Here is a 17,080-nt window from a genome sequence, read left to right on the forward strand (position 1 = left end):
AGGAGGGAACGGTTCATGAAGCAAGATATGCGTCAATTGATATTGGAGCAAGTCAAAGAAGGAAAGTTAACGATTGATGAGGCACTCGATAAACTCGAGCGGCTCGAAGCGATCGACGAACGTGCAACTTCTGCCAGTGAACATAAGTACGTCGATGAACCAGAACAATATGATCGGGTCGACCAGTATTCCGTCGATTCGCTGACGACGAAAGTCATGTCAGCGTTCGATAATCTCGTCAGCCGGATCAAGGACAGTGATCTTTCGCTTAATCAGGCGTCCGGTCCGAACGTCACCTACGTCAAACAATTCCCGTTCAGCGGTGAGACGGTTCACGTCGATCTGTTCAATGCGAACTTGGTCGTCGAACCGAGTGATCTTGAAGAATGCGAATTGACGGTGACAGGACGTCCGCTCCGCCGCCAACAGGTGACGGAAGAACAGGCGCTTGAGCAACTTCAAGCCGCTGTGCAACACGCGGTATCGGCGAACACACTCTCAATTCGTTTGAAGGATAAGAGTGTCCGTGCGACAGTCCATCTGAAAGTACCACGCCGTCATTACGAATCATTCGTCTTACAGACGTTGAATGGGGAAATTTCGTTATCGTCACTCGATACGACATCCGCTCAACTGATGACAGCGAACGGTCGGGTCAACGTCCGTGACCTCTTCAGTGAAGATGTCAAAGTATCGACAGCGAACGGCTCGATCGAAATCGAAGAGTCGGAGTTGAAGGTCTTAAAAGCGAAGACAGCCAACGGTCAAATCATCACGACGGGTGTCTTCGAACGTTCAGAATTGAAAACAGCGAACGGAAACGTCCGGTGCGAGCTGAAGACAGCGCAAAATGCGAAAGTCAAAGCCTCGTCACTTGCTGGAAGCATCGCCTTGATGTTGCCGCATGGCGCTGAAGTCTACGGGGAACTTGAGACGAACTTTGGTGGTCTCAACTGCAACTTGGACGACATGGAATTGATTCGGGATCAAAAAGAGATCGTCAACCGGAAACTCCATTTCGTATCAGGACGCGGCCGTTCACCAAAAATCGAGGTCGAAGCGGATACGAAGACTGGTACGATTTCGGTCACACACGGCGTTCACCTCAGTCCACAAGCGTTATAAGCATACTCGGCGCAACTTCTTGAAAAAGAGGTTGCGCTTTTCTAATGACGTCGTATCCGCTGTGCATGCTTTCCTCAGGTGAGACACGAGCCGCGGCTACGTCGTTCTAGGAACGAGTAGCTGGGTCTCGTTTGTCTCTGACAGCGCGGATGACCGCGCTTTTTCCTGTAGGAGTCACAGATGCGGAACGACTTCGTCTGCACATGTAAAAACACCCATCCTCATAAGAAGATGGGTGTAGCTACATCAATAATCGTAATCCTGATCCATCATCGGCTCGTCGAAGTTCATGTTCTTGATATTAGTCATATCGTAACCGAACGAGAGTAAGGCGATGACACCGATGATTGCAAGAACGATCGAAACGAGAATCAGACCAATGCCGAGCCAACTCTTTCCGCGTGCGCGATTCCAATAGAAGATGATCGCGAGGACGTAGGAAATGAATGAACCACTGATGAAGACCCCGATAATGGAAATAATAAAGAATAAGAGAGCTGTTTGATCTTGATTCCGGGAGTAAGCCTTCCACATATCGATCAGCGAAATCACGAGATAAACGAAACCGGCGATCGCGAGGATTCCAAATAAAATAAGTATTAAAACGAACCAAATACCGCCACCTGACATCATGGCAAAACCTCCTTCAAAATATTAACTCTTTATTCCATTCCCAAGAAATCATGCTTCTAATCCAATTCCATGAATCGAATAAAAATATGGTACAATACTTCAAGTGAAAGGGGCTGACGAAGCGTGCAACCAAAAGTGCGAACAGCTGAAATCGTAAAACAATTCAATCTCCACATCGTCACGGGAGAAGAAGGCTTACATCGCCCGATTCTAACGGCTGATTTGTGCCGACCTGGCCTTGTGCTTGCCGGTTATTATGCCTATTACCCGGCAGAACGTCTTCAAATTCTCGGAAAAACAGAATTGACGTTCTTCAATAATTTAACGTACGAGGAACAACGTGAACGAGCGAACGTCCTTTGTACAGATGAAACACCTGGTATTTTGATCACACGTGGATTTGAAGTGCCGGAAGCGATCATCCAAGCTGCGGACGAGACGAACGTGCCACTGTTGACGACAAAAGGGCATACGACATCGGTCGAGTCACAGATCACGAACTTCCTCGAAGCGGAACTCGCGCCAACGACGGCGATGCATGGTGTCCTTGTCGATATCTATGGTGTCGGCGTCTTCATTAAAGGAGCAAGTGGCGTCGGTAAATCGGAAACAGCACTCGAACTCGTCAAGCGGGGTCATCGTCTGGTCGCAGATGACTCGGTCGAGATTCGTCAAACGGGTGACGGGATTCTCGTCGGAACGGCACCGAAGTTGATTCAACATCTGCTTGAGATTCGTGGAATCGGGATCATCGACGTGATGACGTTGTTTGGTGCAGGTGCTGTTCGCTCGCACAAGAAGATCAGCCTCGTCTGTAACCTCGAGATTTGGGATCAATCAAAAGTCTATGACCGCGTTGGTCTGGATCAAGAGACGCTTCAAATCATCGATACGGAAATCCCGTTCTTGACGATTCCGGTTCGTCCCGGACGAAACCTCGCCGTCATTATTGAGGTGGCAGCGATGAACTATCGCCTGAAAAACATGGGCATTAATACAGCAGAAGAATTCGCGGGACGTCTCGCGCAAGCAATTGAAGATGGGAATGGTGGTCTTTGATGGGAACTTTAGCCTCTGTACAACCAACGTTTGATCGCGTCGCAATCAATCTCGGACCGGTACCGATTTACTGGTACGGCATCGTCATCGCACTCGGTGCGGTCGTTGGTCTCCTGATTGCGATCTTCGAGTCGAAGCGGATCGGCTTCAACGAAGAGTACGCGGTCGATGTCGTCATCTGGTCGATTCCGATCAGTATCATCTGTGCCCGGATTTACTACGTCGCGTTCGAGTGGAACTACTATAGTCAACATCTTGACCAAATCATCAACATCCGCCAAGGTGGAATCGCGATTCACGGTGCGATCATCGGGGCGATTTTGACGGTCATCATCTATACGCGTAAGAAAAAGATCTCGTTCTGGCAAATCGCCGATATCTTGGCACCGTCGCTCTTGTTCGGTCAAGCCGTCGGACGCTGGGGCAACTTCTTCAACCAAGAAGCACACGGCGGCGAGACGACGTGGTCGTACTTACAAGATACGTTGCACTTACCAAACTGGATCGTCAATCAGATGTACATCGACGGGACGTACTACTTACCGACATTCCTCTATGAAAGCATCTGGAACATCATTGGTGTCATTCTATTAATCGTCTGGCGGATGAAGTTCAACCCACGTCGTGGATATGTCTTCCTCGGTTATTTGATTTGGTATTCGATCGGACGCTACTTTATCGAAGGACTCCGGACGGATAGTCTGATGGCTGACGGACTGCGGACGGCGCAAGTCGTCTCGATCTGTTTAGTCATCTTCGGTGTGATCATGCTCGTCATTCGTCGCAATGCCGTTCGTTACTTGAACGGTTCAAAAAAGGAGGCGAAGTAATCGATGATTCGCACACTTTTGTTTGACTTAGATGGAACGTTGATTGATACGAATCCATTGATCTTAAAAAGCTTTGAGCATACGCTCAGTTACTATTACCCCGACCGGACGTTCACGGAAGCGGAACTGCTTCCGTTCATCGGTCCGACGCTTGAAAAGTCATTCTCAGCGATGAATACGGAACAGTGGAAAGAGATGGTTGCTTTTTACCGGAGCTACAACATTGCCATGCATGACGCGCTTGTACTCGAGTATCCAGGTGTGCTTGACGGATTACGCCGTTTGCATGAAGCAGGCTATAAGATGGCGGTCGTGACGTCGAAGAGTCGTCGCGTTGCCTTACGCGGGATCGAGTTATTCGGATTGACGTCACTCTTTGACGCTGTCATCGCAGCGGACGACGTAACGGAAGAAAAACCAGCCGTCGAGCCGTTTGAGAAAGCGTTGCAGTTACTTGGATCAACACCAGACGAGACAATCATGGTCGGTGACAACGATACGGACATCCTTGGGGGCAAGAACGCAGGAGTGAAGACAGTCGCAGTCGGTTGGGCGATCAAAGGACGCGCGTACTTAGAAGCTCTCGAGCCGGACATCATCATTGATTCGATGGACCATCTTGCTGCTTGGCTGGAGGAACAAAATGGCACGGCGAACTGATCGGTTTCAGGTCGGAACGACGAATCCACTCTGGCATATGTACCGGACGGTGTCGTTCTTTAAAGTGATGTGGTGCTTTACGATCGTCACGATTGGTCGGTTTGCCCCGTCGTTACGCTTTAAGAACGCGCTCTACCGGACGTGCCTCCGAATGAAGATCGGGGAGAAGACGGCACTTGCCTTGATGGTGATGCCAGACACGATGTTCCCGGAGCGAATCACGATTGGTGACAATACGATCATCGGCTTCAATACGACGATCCTCTGTCATGAATATTTGACGACGGAGTATCGTTTAGGTGACGTCGTCATCGGAAGCAACGTCTTGATCGGTGCGAATGTGACGATCCTACCGGGCGTGACGATCGGAGATGGTGCCGTTGTCGGTGCCGGATCCGTTGTTCACCGGGACATCGCTCCGAACGAACGCGTCTCGAGTCAGCCGCTTCGCCGGCACGAAATGTGACAAAACTGTGAGAAGGAAGAAGGAAAAAAGATGACGCACATCCGCTTTACGTATAAGACAGGAAAGTATTTCGGAAGATTATTCGCCGAACGTCCACAAGGTCTCGTCGTGGAGGTGCTGGCTGTCGAGAAGCATCCGGTTCAAGGAGATCTTCATCAACCGAACCAAGTCGATGTCCCGCTCTTTCATATCCGGACCGCCTTGCATAAGCACGAAAAGATCACGGTTTCGCCCGCAGTCGTTTATGCGTATGACGGAGAGATTCCCGATTATGCGACGAGCTTACGGCAGGCATATGATAAGGACGTGGCACGTCTTGAAGGACTGAATCCAGAGACGGATGCTTTTGTACGAAAATGCTTAGAGAATTACAAAGAACTGGAATCAATTTATGCGAAACGCTGGGGATGAACTTCGGCGTTTTTTTCTGTTGCATGCCTTCTAGAGATAGGGTATTCTTGTGTCTGCAACTACGAAACCAGTTTATTATTTATGGGGGCTTGAATCATGATGGAATTAACCCAATACAAAGCAGACCCCTTTGCGATTACAGCGCGCCAAGCGGAACTTTTTTATTTCCGCGGACGGAAGGCGCACCGGGAAGGGCGACTGGACGAAGCCGTCTATCATCTAGATGAGGCGACGACACTTCAGCCAGCGGACATCCGTTATTTGCTCCGTTATGCCCGTGTCTTATTCGAGACAGGAGAAATCAATCATGCGAATGATGTCTTGAAACAAGTACGTGCACTCGACGCATCAAATACGGAAGCACTCTTTTATTTAGCGAATAACTACGCACACGTCTCACTTTATGAAGAAGCGCGACAGCATGCGATGGAATATTTAGAGCAAGCACCAAACGGCAAACACGCGGAGGCATCGGCCGCACTCGTGGAACTGATTGATCTCGAACAAGAGATGGAAGACGACGAAGAGGACGAATTGATTCGTCTGCACGGTCAAGCACAACGCCAGATCGATAAAGGGATGCTGTTCGCGGCACAGGAGACGTTGACTGGACTGATTGCCCAGTACCCGACGTTCTGGCCTGCCTACAACAACCTCGCGATCGTCGAGTTCTATTTAGGAGAGAATGATCAGGCATTCGCTTCCCTCGAACGGGTCCTTGAAGGAAACCCGGGGAATTTGCATGCCCTCTGTAACACGCTCGTCTTACTACACGAGATGGGACAGGACGAAGAGGCGCATCGTCTCTCTCGTCAGCTCGAACACGTCCGTTCCGTGCATCTTGAGACACGTTATAAGGTCGCATCAACACTTGCGATCATCGGACGATACGATATCGCCTATGAAGAGTTGAAGTTGCTCGAGCGTCGCGGGTACCGAGGAGATCCCCTCTTTGGGCACTGGTTATCGATCTCTGCTTATAAGACAGGACATGTCGAAGAGGCAGCCGCTTTCTTAAAGTCAGACGAAGCACAAGCGTTAAAGGAAGAAACGGATACGTATGACATCCGCCACAACCTACAGTTTCGCTCGGCACTCATCCAAGCGTTGAAGACGGAAGATGACGTCTCGCGAATCTTCACGGCACTTCTTCTTGGCAAGCTGAACGATGCCGAAGCACGGCTTGCATTGTCGATGATGCCAGAAGTGACGGACCGAGAAGACGTCCTGTTACTGACGGAACAGATTGTCATCGAGATGGAAGGACGGATCGATGTCGTGGATGAACGCATTCACCGGGCATTGCAGACGATCCGTCTTGCAGAACGATTCGTTTCAGACGAAGAACGGATGAGTCTTGAAGGGGACTTTTATGAGCGCTTCGCACAGCTCGTCTTAAGTGGAGAATCGTTCGATTCAATTGAAGCATCCGCGGCATCACTGCTTTACCTGTTCCATGATTTACGAGACGGAATGTTGATCGAGGAATGCGCATCGCTCGTCGATTGTTCGTTCGATCATGTCGCATCGATGATCCGGACACATGAACGGATGCTGGCACCGCTGCAAGCAAAGTGTTAGACGTTTAGGGGATTCTCACCTATACTCAAACTACAACGATTACGATAAATGGGGTGGAATCATGGCGGAAACAGAACAAAAAATTTATGACGTCATCATCATCGGGGCAGGTCCTGCTGGGATGACAGCCGCACTTTATGCATCACGTGCGAACCTTTCGACATTGATGATCGAACGCGGGATTCCGGGCGGTCAGATGGCGAACACAGAAGATATCGAGAACTACCCAGGATACGATAGCATCCTCGGACCAGATCTCTCACAAAAAATGTTCGACCACTCGAAAGCATTCGGCGCAGAATATGCGTACGGAGATGTTCGAAGCATCGAAGACGGTAAAGCATACAAAACGATTCATGCACACAACAAAGATTACTACGCACGGGCAATCATCATCGCGTCTGGTGCACAATATAAAAAAATCGGCGTACCGGGAGAAGAAGAGCTCGGCGGTCGCGGCGTCTCGTATTGTGCGGTCTGTGATGGGGCGTTCTTCAAAGAAAAAGAACTCTTCGTCATCGGTGGTGGGGACTCTGCGGTAGAAGAAGGTGTCTACTTGACACGTTTCGCGAAAAAAGTCACGATCGTTCACCGTCGTGATGAGCTCCGCGCTCAAAAAATCCTTCAAAAACGTGCGTTCGACAACCCGAAAATCGACTTCATCTGGAACCATACGGTTAAACAGATCAACGAACAAGACGGGAAAGTCGGCGGTATCGAGCTGATCAATACAAAAACAGCTGACGTGACGACGCATCCGATCGATGGGGTCTTCATCTACATCGGAATGAACCCAATCACAGGTTACGTCCAAGATCTCGGTATTTTGAACGACCAAGGTTACGTCGTGACGAACGAAGCGATGGAAACGAACATCAAAGGTATCTTTGCTGCTGGTGACGTTCGTGAAAAAACATTGCGCCAAGTCGTTACAGCAACGAACGATGGTTCGATCGCAGCGCAAAATGCACAGCATTTCATTGAAGCGTTGCTTGAAGAATTACAAGAATCCTCACACGCATAATATCGAACCAGTTTCATTGAAGGAGACTTCAGTGAAGCTGGCTCTTTTTTTATGATATACTGAAAAAGAAGCGAAAAAATACACACGGAACTGTTGTCTGGAGGGCGAAAAGATGGAACAGAATCAACCGCAACTTGTCATCATCACGGGTATGAGTGGGGCTGGGAAGACTGTCGCAATGAATAGCTTTGAGGACTTAGGCTATTTTTGTGTCGACAATCTACCCCCGACGTTACTGCCGCATCTCATCGAAGTCATTGGACAAGTGCGTCCTAAAATCGCCGTTGCCATCGATACCCGCGCGCGTGATTTCATCGACAGCTTTTTTGTCGTCTATGAGGATTTAAAGAAAACGGACTTACAAATCCGGATGCTGTATCTTGATGCACGAAACGATGTCCTCGTACGTCGTTACAAGGAATCGCGCCGTTCGCATCCGCTCGCACCAACGGATTCCCCATTGATTGGAATCGAACGGGAGCGGACGTTGCTCGAAGGATTCCGTGATAAGGCACAGATGCTGATTGATACGAGTGACATCAAGCCGCTTGCACTGAAAGAACGTCTCTTGAAGGAGTTCACGGAAGGCACTCGGATTCCGTTCACGGTCAACGTCATGTCGTTCGGTTTCAAACACGGTTTACCGCTTGATGCGGATCTTGTCTTTGACCTGCGCTTCTTACCGAATCCGTTCTACATTCCAGAGCTGCGTCCAAAGACGGGACTCGACGAGGAAGTCGCGTCATATGTCATGCAGTGGCCGGAAGCGAAGCTGTTCTATAAAAAACTCGTCGACTTGCTCGAGTTCCTGATTCCGCAATACGAGCGGGAAGGGAAGTCGCAACTCGTCATCGCCCTCGGTTGTACAGGCGGGAAACACCGATCGATCACGTTCGCGGAAGCGATCAGTAAAGAATTCGCGACGCAGTATCACATCGAGACGAATCACCGGGATTATGTGCATGCGAAGGAGGAGAAGTGATGAAATGGGAACGCAAAGTCGTCGCCATCGGTGGCGGGACAGGACTCTCGACGCTTCTTCGTGGACTGAAACATTATCCGCTTGATATCACAGCCATCGTCACGGTCGCCGATGACGGGGGCAGTTCTGGTCGTCTGCGGACGGAATTCAACATGTTACCGCCGGGCGATATCCGCAACGTCATCGTCTCCTTATCGAAGTCGGAGACGTTGATGGACCGAATCATGCAGTACCGGTTCGAGACCGGGGAAGGATTACACGGGCATTCGCTCGGAAACCTGATGCTGACGGCAGCAACCCAGCTCTGTAATGGTTCGTTCGTCGAAGCAATCGGCGTCATGGGACAACTGTTGAACGCGGAAGGAAAAGTCTATCCGGCGACGGAACGGACGATCACGTTATGTGCCGAGTTCGAGGACGGAACGATCGTCAAAGGTGAGTCGTTGATTCCGAAGGTCGGCAAGAAGATCGAACGGATCTTCCTTGAAGAACAAGACGTCCGTCCGGTACCGGAAGCGATTCAGGCGATTCTTGATGCCGACGTCATCGTCCTTGGTCCGGGTAGTCTCTATACGAGTATCATCCCGAACGTCCTGATCGATGAAATCCGGGAAGCGATCCAACAATCGCTGGCTCCGGTCGTCTATATTTGTAACGTCATGACGCAGCCCGGTGAGACGACGGCGTTCACGGCGAATGAACATTTAGCGGCACTCGAACGCTTCCTCGGACAAGGCGTCGTTGATACGATCATCGTCAACAACGAATCGATCGATGCGAGTTACCTGAAGAAATACCAGAAGGATCACGCTGACATCGTCACCTATAATGAAAAACAATTCGAGCTCGCTGGCGTTGAAGTGCTTGCGGACGACATCGTCGATTACAATCATCACTTCATCCGTCATGACTCAGATGCCGTCGCAAGCCTCGTCATGCGAAAAGTGTTGTCGATTCGACGGATGCGTCAACTCGAAGGAAAGGAGGAGCTGACATGAGCTTTGCCTCAGAAGTCAAAAAAGAATTAACGCAGATTCCGATCACCGATCACGAGATGAAGGCGGAACTCGCGGCGCTTGCCCGGATGAATGGTGCGATCTCGTTCGGTCTCGGACGTGGTCTGACACTCGATATCTCGACCGAGAATGCCTCGATTGCCCGTCGGATCTACTCGCTTTTGAAAAAAGCATACGGGGTTCATCTCGATCTGCTCGTGCGGAAGAAAATGCGTCTGAAAAAGAATAATGTCTACATCGTCCGCGTCAAACAACAGGCGGATAAGATTTTGCAAGACCTCGGGATTTTAGGGGAAGGGTTCACGATGATTCGCTCCATCAGTGACACGATTCTAAACGATGAACGAAAAGCACGCGCATATTTACGAGGGGCGTTCCTCGCCGGAGGTTCGCTCAACAATCCGGCGACATCGTCGTATCACTTGGAGATCTTTAGCTTATATGAAGAACACAATGCGGCGCTCCGCGGTCTATCGAACGTCTTTGATTTGAACGCGAAGGCGATCGAACGGAAAAAGGGACATATCCTCTACATTAAAGAGAGCGAGAAGATTTCCGATTTCCTTAAGCTCGTTGATGCGACACAATCGATGCTGCGGTTCGAGGATGTCCGGATCTTAAAAGATATGCGTAACTCGGTCAACCGTCTCGTCAACTGTGAGACGGCGAACCTCAACAAAACGGTCGGTGCGGCATTACGCCAAGTCGAGAACATCAAGTTCCTTGAGCGGACGGTCGGGCTCGATGTCTTACCGGATAAGCTGAAGGAGATCGCGATCTTGCGTGTGACCCATCAAGACGTCACGTTACAAGAGCTCGGGGAGATGGTCGAAAGCGGCTCCATCTCAAAATCAGGGATCAATCACCGGTTGCGGAAAATTGATCAAATCGCTGAAAAAGTACGAAATGGCGAGTCGATGACAGGGGCCTTATAAGAGGGTCGCTTGCGGGATGAACCATAGTCTACTATAATATATAGTCGATGCAACTAAATGTTCGAATTAAGGAGTTTTTGAAATGGCTAACGAAAAGAAACGTATTTCGCTGACAGTCGATGCGAAGTTTGATGAAGTGTTAACAAAAAAAGCAAAAGCAATCGGTGTACCGAAAAGCACACTCGTTGCATTCGCAACATCTTTGTTCCTGAAACAATTACAAGCAGAAGAAGAGCTTTCGCCACATGCGAACGCGATCTACTCGCTGATTCGTGAAAACCACGATATCGTTTCAGACATCACAGACTTGATCGACTGATCATCACCCTCTCGTTCTATAAGGAACGGGAGGTTTTTTGTATGTAACGATAACCGACAAGGCTTCACTTTTCTATGGATACAAAAAAAGTGCCTCCCGAAGGAGACACTCTGGATGACTTATGCACGTTCCATGACGCGGTCGATAAGACCGTAATCAGCAGCAGCTTGTGCTGACATGAAGTTGTCACGCTCTGTATCGCGTTCGATGACTTCAAGTGGTTGTCCTGTGTTTTCAGCCATGATTTTGTTGAGGTGCTCACGCATTTTGATGATACGCTCCGCATGGATTTTGATATCCGATGCTTGACCTTGTGTACCACCGAGTGGTTGGTGGATCATGATTTCAGCGTTTGGTAACGCGAAACGTTTTCCTTTTGCGCCTGCTTGTAGCAAGAATGCACCCATCGATGCTGCCATACCGATACAAATCGTTGAAACTTGTGGCTTGATGAAGTTCATTGTATCGTAAATCGCCATACCGGCAGTGATCGAACCACCTGGGCTGTTGATGTAAAGCGAGATTTCTTTATCTGGATCTTCTGCTGCTAAGAACAGAAGCTGGGCAACGACTGAGTTGGCGACGTTGTCGTCAATCGCGCTCCCGAGAAGAATGATGCGGTCTTTTAGCAAACGTGAGTAGATATCGTAAGCACGTTCCCCGCGGTTTGTTTGTTCGATGACTGTTGGAATTAACATAGTCTTTGCCTCCTTATAGTTGGTATGTAGCTTCCTATTCGACTTATCCTTATCATAATCCTTTGGTCAATATTGGTCAAAAGATACGATGCGACTTTTAGGTATTTTTCCATTACAAGGGCAAATGAAACATATCAATATAGAAAAAAGGCAACGCCATTGCTGGCATTGCCTTGTAGTTGAATAAATGGTACACCCGGAGAGATTCGAACTCCCGACACCTGGTACCGGAAACCAGTGCTCTATCCCCTGAGCTACGGGTGCATCTGATGTACTGAACAATTAATAGTATAGCGACATTTTTTCAGAAAAGCAATAGGGAAGGATGACTTTTCTTTTCTCTAGCGACTCAAAAGGGGTTCAGAGCACGTTTTTCAAAACGTTTCTTCTATAATAAGAAGTGAGGGAGGGAAATCGATGGATCAACGCCAGGAACAAACGCAACAGCTGACGTTATCGGCGTCACAACAGTATCAGTTACATGTACTTGAGCAACCGGCGGCAGAACTCGAGGAGGAATGGCGACGGTTGAAACGACGGTTACATCGTCATTACCCGAATCAGGTTTCGCTAGAGGTCGAGCAGATGGCAGGACATTTGTCATCCTATGAAGACGAGCTTCTTGCACAAATACGTTTAGAATCAGTCAGACAGGAAATAGGATATATGGCGGAACAACTCATCGTGTATTTAGAAGCGGACGGTTTATTGCGGACATCGGACGAGGAGCTCGCTGCATCCTTCTCGACCGATGTCGCAACGATTACAGAAGCACGGACACTCTTACAACAATGTGAACCAGTCGGCATTGCTGCCCGCTCGGAGCGCGAGTGCCAATGGTTACAGGCGATCGAGCTAGACGACGCAGAATTGATCGGACTGACGGATCGGTTACGACATGAACCGGCGAGTCAAGTGTTCGCGCAGTTCAGTGAACAGGATCGAGCACGGTTGCGAAAACGATTGACGCGCCTGAGCCGGACACCGGATCTTCCTAAAGAAGAACGACCGGTCATGGCAGAAGCACGGATTCACCTGCTAGATGGAAAACTTCAGATTGACTGGATGACACTCGACATGGATCAGAAGTGGCTCGGATTAAAAGAGGCAACACCTTTTTTGCGCGCGTACGAACGACGTCGCGTTACGATGCATGCCATCCTCTCGGTCTTGCTTGAGCGACAAGAACGCTGGTTCAAGGGAGAACTGCATCTTGAGCCACTGACGAAAAAACAAGTCGCTGAGGCGACGGGGCATCATCCGTCAACGATTGGTCGAGCGATTGCTGCGAAGTATGTCGAGACGGTTCATGGTCTCGTTGCTTTAGAAGACTTGTTCGTCTCACGGACAACAACCGGAGATTCGAGTTTTTTAATTAAACGGCGGATCGCCGAATACATTCAACATAGCGATCGTCCGTTAAGTGATCAGCAATTGACGGATCGTCTGCAAGCAGACGGTCTGACAGTCGCGCGACGGACGGTTGCGAAATATCGGGCAGCACTTGGTTTAACGAAAAAAACGATGCAGCAAAGGAAGGCGCAATCAGAATGGGATTAAAACGACACAGACACTTAACACTCTATTCACGTCCGGGATGTACGCTATGTGAAGAAGCCGCCATCTTACTCGACTTCGTACTCGATGAGTTTCCGGAATGGACATTCGAGGAAGTCAACATCGATCAGGATGAAGCGCTCAGTCTACGGTTCTTATATGAAATTCCGGTCGTCATGCATGACGAGGAAATCTGGAGTTATGGCAAATTTGATACGGAAACGATAAGAAACCGCTTACTTCAAAAAACTTGAGAAACGAGACTTGCAAGGCGAGAAATGGACTGTTATGATAACGGTGTACCAAGTGGGACACGTTATGACATGCGGGACAAAAAGCGTCCAGCTACTTGAGAGGAGAGGGAAATACATGATTCGGCAGTTAGTCCAGATCCAAAAACGAATCGTGCCTGATCTGATCGAAGAAATGCAGACACGCTACGACATCCTTCATTATGTTCGACTGATGCAACCGATTGGACGACGTACGCTTGCGACAAGCCTTGGCTTGACGGAACGCGTCTTACGGCGGGAAGTTGACTTCTTGAAGCAGCAAGACCTCTTAGAGGTCGCGACGCAAGGGATGTCCTTGACAGATGAAGGACGAAACGTTCTTCGCAGCATGCACAGCATCATGGGAGAACTCGCAGGGATCTCAGACATGGCGAAAGCCTTAAAAGAGAGACTCGGAGTACGGGACGTCGTCATCGTACCGGGTGATTCCGATGAAACCTTCTGGGTACAACGAGACATGGGGCGGGCGACCGTCGCACGACTCAAACGAGAGCTTTCTTCAGACCATCACAATACGATCGCTGTCACAGGCGGTACGACGATGGCTTCCGTCGCGGCGATGATGTCGCCAGACAAGGAACACCGTCCGATGACATTCGTTCCGGCACGCGGAGGACTGGGAGAAACGCTCGAATTACAAGCGAACACAGTATGCTCACGGATGGCGTCACGCGCTCAAAGTGATTATCATCTGCTTCACATCCCCGACATGGTCAGTACAGAGACGTTCGTCAAGATGATTGAAGAGCCGAGCATAAAAAATGTGCTTCAAATGATTAAAGGTGCTTCAATCGTGGTACATGGAATTGGTGAGGCGAAAACGATGGCAAAACGTCGTCGCGCGTCTGAGGATCTCCTGACCCGACTGGAACATGAACAGGCAGTAGCGGAAGCATTCGGATATTACTTCGACCGAGACGGGAACATCGTGCACCGGGTCAAGACGGTTGGTCTCCAACTGGCTGACTTGAAGCAAGTCGAACACGTCATCGTCGTCGCAGGTGGTCATTCGAAGGCAGAAGCGATCAACGCCTATGTCAAACAGTCGCCGGACATCATCCTGATCACGGATGAAGGCGCAGCAGCTTCGATTTTGAAAGGGTAACCCCCTTTTGAATAATAGATAACTCGCTTTACATTAAAAGGAGGAAAATTATCATGGCAGTAAAAGTTGGTATTAACGGATTTGGACGTATCGGACGTTTGGCACTTCGTCAAATTCTTCAATTTGATGGAATCGAAGTAGTCGCGATCAACGACCTTACAGACACTAAAATGCTTGCACACCTTCTCAAATATGATACGACTCAAGGTCGTTTCGACGGCGAAGTTGAAGTACACGACGGTTACTTCCTCGTCAACGGTAAAGAAATCAAAACACTTGCTAACCGCAACCCAGAAGAACTCCCATGGGGCGAGCTCGGTGTTGACATCGTTCTCGAATGTACTGGTTTCTTCACAGACAAAGAAAAAGCTGAGCTTCACTTGAAAGCTGGCGCTAAAAAAGTCGTTATCTCTGCACCTGCAACTGGCGACATGAAAACAGTCGTCTTCAACACGAACCACGAAATCCTTGACGGAACTGAAACAGTTATCTCTGGTGCTTCTTGTACTACAAACTGTCTCGCGCCAATGGCTAAAGTTCTCCAAGATCAGTTCGGAATCGTTGAAGGTCTCATGACTACGATCCACGCTTACACTGGTGACCAAAACACACTCGACGCTCCACACCCTAAAGGTGACTTCCGTCGTGCACGTGCGGCAGCAGCAAACATCGTTCCAAACTCAACTGGGGCTGCAAAAGCAATCGGTCTCGTTCTTCCAGAACTTCAAGGTAAACTTGATGGATCTGCACAACGTGTACCAGTCGCTACAGGTTCACTCACTGAGCTCGTAACTGTACTCGACAAAAAAGTTTCTGTAGAAGAAGTTAACGCAGCAATGAAAGCAGCTGCTAACGAGTCTTACGGTTACACTGAAGACGAAATCGTTTCTTCTGACATCGTTGGTATCTCTTACGGATCACTCTTCGATGCAACACAAACTAAAGTCATGACAGTCGGCGACAAACAACTCGTTAAAACAGTTGCTTGGTATGACAACGAAATGTCTTACACTAGCCAACTCGTTCGTACACTCAAACACTTCGCAGAAATCGCTAAGTAATTCGAGCAATTAAATAGCAATTGAATAAGAGCGGAAACGATATCAGTCTCCGCTCTTATTGCGGAAAAAAGCGGGAGGGGCATTCGCCCCTCACTATACGTAAGAGACGGAGGACGAATGTATGAATAAGAAATCGATTCGCGACATCGATGTACAAGGAAAACGCGTATTTACACGCGTGGATTTCAACGTACCGTTGGAAGACGGTAAAATCACGGATGACACACGGATCCGTGCTGCACTCCCAACGATCAAACACTTGATCGACGGCGGAGCAAAAGTCATTCTCGCTAGCCACATGGGTCGTCCAAAAGGCGAAAAGAACCCTGAGTTCTCACTTGCACCAGTCGTAGCACGCCTCAGCGAATTGCTTGGTAAAGACATCAAGCTCGTTGAAGAAGCATACGGTCCAGTTGCAGAAGAAGCAGTCAGCAAACTCGAAAACGGCGATGTCGTCGTCTTAGAGAACGTCCGCTTCTACCCTGGTGAAACGAAAAACGACGAAGAGCTCGCTAAAGGATTCGCGAAACTCGCTGACGTCTTTGTCAACGACGCGTTCGGCGCAGCACACCGTGCACATGCATCGACAGAAGGTATCGCACACCATGTCGACACAGCAGTTGCCGGTCTTCTCATCGAAAAAGAACTTCAAGTTCTCGGTAAAGCTCTTTCTAACCCGGATCGCCCGTTCACGGCAATCATCGGTGGTTCGAAAGTTGCGGATAAAATCGGTGTCATCGATCACTTACTCGACATCGTCGATACGTTGATCATCGGTGGCGGCTTATCGTACACGTTCCTCACAGCTCGTGGTATCGAAGTCGGTACTTCACTTCTTGAGGTCGACAAAATCGACCAAGCGAAGGAATTCATGAAAAAAGCAGAAGAAAAAGGCGTTAAGTTCCTCATGCCAATCGACTGTGTCATCACGAAGGAATTCGGAGAAGAAACATATGTCGGACCACGTGACATCACAGAGATCCCAGCAGATCACATGTCACTTGATATCGGTCCAAAAACGGTTGAACTCTATGCAGAGGCAATCAAGAACTCGAAACTCGTCGTCTGGAACGGACCGATGGGCGTATTCGAACTCGATAAATACGCAAACGGTACAAAAGGTGTCGCGCAAGCTCTTGCGGACAGCGATGCGTACTCAATCATCGGCGGTGGCGACTCAGCTGCTGCGGCAGAGAAATTCGGTCTTGCTGACAAAATGAGCCACATCTCTACAGGTGGTGGAGCAAGTCTCGAATTCATGGAAGGGAAAGCTCTTCCTGGTGTCGAAGCGCTAAACGACAAGTAATCTAAGTTCACAAGGGAGT

The 17,080-nt window shown here is 49.2% G+C and carries 18 protein-coding genes, 1 tRNA gene and 1 pseudogene; 17 read left to right on the forward strand and 3 right to left on the reverse strand.

All coding sequences use genetic code 11. The features are described 5' to 3' along the window. The first annotated feature begins 15 nt into the window (after positions 1–15). Positions 16–1,125 (forward strand): DUF4097 family beta strand repeat-containing protein, encoded by a 1,110-nt coding sequence (locus HZS85_RS01850; RefSeq protein ID WP_056062976.1) that lies wholly within the window; start codon positions 16–18, stop codon positions 1,123–1,125. A 246-nt stretch (positions 1,126–1,371) separates the two neighbouring features. Here HZS85_RS01850 and HZS85_RS01855 read toward each other — a convergent pair whose 3' ends face one another. Next, complete coding sequence (locus HZS85_RS01855) at positions 1,372–1,758, reverse strand: hypothetical protein (protein ID WP_214852536.1); 387 nt, start codon at positions 1,756–1,758, stop codon at positions 1,372–1,374. Positions 1,759–1,881: 123 nt separating this feature from the next. Here HZS85_RS01855 and hprK point away from each other — a divergent pair, with 123 nt between their 5' ends. The 11 genes from hprK (at position 1,882) to HZS85_RS01910 (ending at position 11,041) form a co-directional block, all read left to right on the forward strand. Continuing rightward, entirely contained in the window at positions 1,882–2,817 is a 936-nt protein-coding gene (hprK, locus tag HZS85_RS01860; RefSeq protein WP_035396292.1) for an HPr(Ser) kinase/phosphatase, read from the forward strand. Next, entirely contained in the window at positions 2,817–3,647 is an 831-nt protein-coding gene (gene lgt / locus HZS85_RS01865) for a prolipoprotein diacylglyceryl transferase (protein ID WP_214852538.1), read from the forward strand. The genes hprK and lgt overlap by 1 nt, the downstream gene beginning before the upstream one ends. Positions 3,648–3,650: 3 nt before the next feature. After that, the gene (gene ppaX / locus HZS85_RS01870; protein ID WP_214852540.1) at positions 3,651–4,307 is read left to right on the forward strand and encodes a pyrophosphatase PpaX; all 657 of its coding nucleotides are present in this window, start codon (positions 3,651–3,653) and stop codon (positions 4,305–4,307) included. Further along, a complete protein-coding gene (locus HZS85_RS01875) occupies positions 4,291–4,773 on the forward strand; it encodes an acyltransferase (protein ID WP_035409993.1) in 483 nt (160 codons plus the stop codon). The genes ppaX and HZS85_RS01875 overlap by 17 nt, the downstream gene beginning before the upstream one ends. Before the next feature lie 30 nt (positions 4,774–4,803). Next, complete coding sequence (gene kapB / locus HZS85_RS01880; protein WP_023469227.1) at positions 4,804–5,184, forward strand: sporulation phosphorelay system protein KapB; 381 nt, start codon at positions 4,804–4,806, stop codon at positions 5,182–5,184. Between the two features lie 96 nt (positions 5,185–5,280). Continuing rightward, positions 5,281–6,765 (forward strand): tetratricopeptide repeat protein, encoded by a 1,485-nt coding sequence (locus HZS85_RS01885; protein ID WP_214852542.1) that lies wholly within the window; start codon positions 5,281–5,283, stop codon positions 6,763–6,765. A gap of 61 nt (positions 6,766–6,826) precedes the next feature. Next, complete coding sequence (trxB, locus tag HZS85_RS01890) at positions 6,827–7,789, forward strand: thioredoxin-disulfide reductase (RefSeq protein ID WP_023469225.1); 963 nt, start codon at positions 6,827–6,829, stop codon at positions 7,787–7,789. 112 nt (positions 7,790–7,901) lie between these two features. Next, positions 7,902–8,771, forward strand: coding sequence for an RNase adapter RapZ (rapZ, locus tag HZS85_RS01895; protein ID WP_050678698.1), 870 nt, complete (start codon positions 7,902–7,904; stop codon positions 8,769–8,771). After that, entirely contained in the window at positions 8,771–9,769 is a 999-nt protein-coding gene (locus tag HZS85_RS01900; protein WP_029342482.1) for a gluconeogenesis factor YvcK family protein, read from the forward strand. The genes rapZ and HZS85_RS01900 overlap by 1 nt, the downstream gene beginning before the upstream one ends. Continuing rightward, positions 9,766–10,722, forward strand: coding sequence for a DNA-binding protein WhiA (gene whiA / locus HZS85_RS01905; protein ID WP_023469222.1), 957 nt, complete (start codon positions 9,766–9,768; stop codon positions 10,720–10,722). The genes HZS85_RS01900 and whiA overlap by 4 nt, the downstream gene beginning before the upstream one ends. Before the next feature lie 82 nt (positions 10,723–10,804). Then, a complete protein-coding gene (locus tag HZS85_RS01910) occupies positions 10,805–11,041 on the forward strand; it encodes a hypothetical protein (RefSeq protein ID WP_035409978.1) in 237 nt (78 codons plus the stop codon). A 119-nt stretch (positions 11,042–11,160) separates the two neighbouring features. On the opposite strand, the pseudogene clpP reads toward HZS85_RS01910, so the two are convergent. Both clpP and HZS85_RS01920 read right to left on the reverse strand, forming a co-directional pair. Continuing rightward, a pseudogene (clpP, locus tag HZS85_RS01915) lies at positions 11,161–11,745 on the reverse strand (ATP-dependent Clp endopeptidase proteolytic subunit ClpP); the annotation flags it as partial. Positions 11,746–11,927: 182 nt separating this feature from the next. Beyond that, positions 11,928–12,003 (reverse strand) — tRNA-Arg (locus tag HZS85_RS01920). 153 nt (positions 12,004–12,156) lie between these two features. Between HZS85_RS01920 and HZS85_RS01925 the strand changes: the two genes are divergently transcribed. The 5 genes from HZS85_RS01925 (at position 12,157) to HZS85_RS01945 (ending at position 17,061) form a co-directional block, all read left to right on the forward strand. Continuing rightward, positions 12,157–13,299 carry an RNA polymerase factor sigma-54 gene (locus HZS85_RS01925; protein ID WP_214852544.1) on the forward strand — a complete coding sequence of 381 codons (1,143 nt, stop codon included), beginning with the start codon at positions 12,157–12,159 and terminating at the stop codon, positions 13,297–13,299. Further along, a complete protein-coding gene (locus tag HZS85_RS01930; protein ID WP_035409973.1) occupies positions 13,290–13,550 on the forward strand; it encodes a glutaredoxin family protein in 261 nt (86 codons plus the stop codon). The genes HZS85_RS01925 and HZS85_RS01930 overlap by 10 nt, the downstream gene beginning before the upstream one ends. Before the next feature lie 115 nt (positions 13,551–13,665). Then, a complete protein-coding gene (locus HZS85_RS01935; protein WP_023469218.1) occupies positions 13,666–14,694 on the forward strand; it encodes a sugar-binding transcriptional regulator in 1,029 nt (342 codons plus the stop codon). 53 nt (positions 14,695–14,747) lie between these two features. Beyond that, a complete protein-coding gene (gap, locus tag HZS85_RS01940; RefSeq protein ID WP_023469217.1) occupies positions 14,748–15,755 on the forward strand; it encodes a type I glyceraldehyde-3-phosphate dehydrogenase in 1,008 nt (335 codons plus the stop codon). A gap of 121 nt (positions 15,756–15,876) precedes the next feature. Further along, entirely contained in the window at positions 15,877–17,061 is a 1,185-nt protein-coding gene (locus tag HZS85_RS01945; protein WP_035396304.1) for a phosphoglycerate kinase, read from the forward strand. Positions 17,062–17,080 lie beyond the last annotated feature (19 nt).

It is taken from the genome of Exiguobacterium sp. s130, from assembly GCF_018619055.1.
GTDB lineage: Bacteria > Bacillota > Bacilli > Exiguobacteriales > Exiguobacteriaceae > Exiguobacterium_A.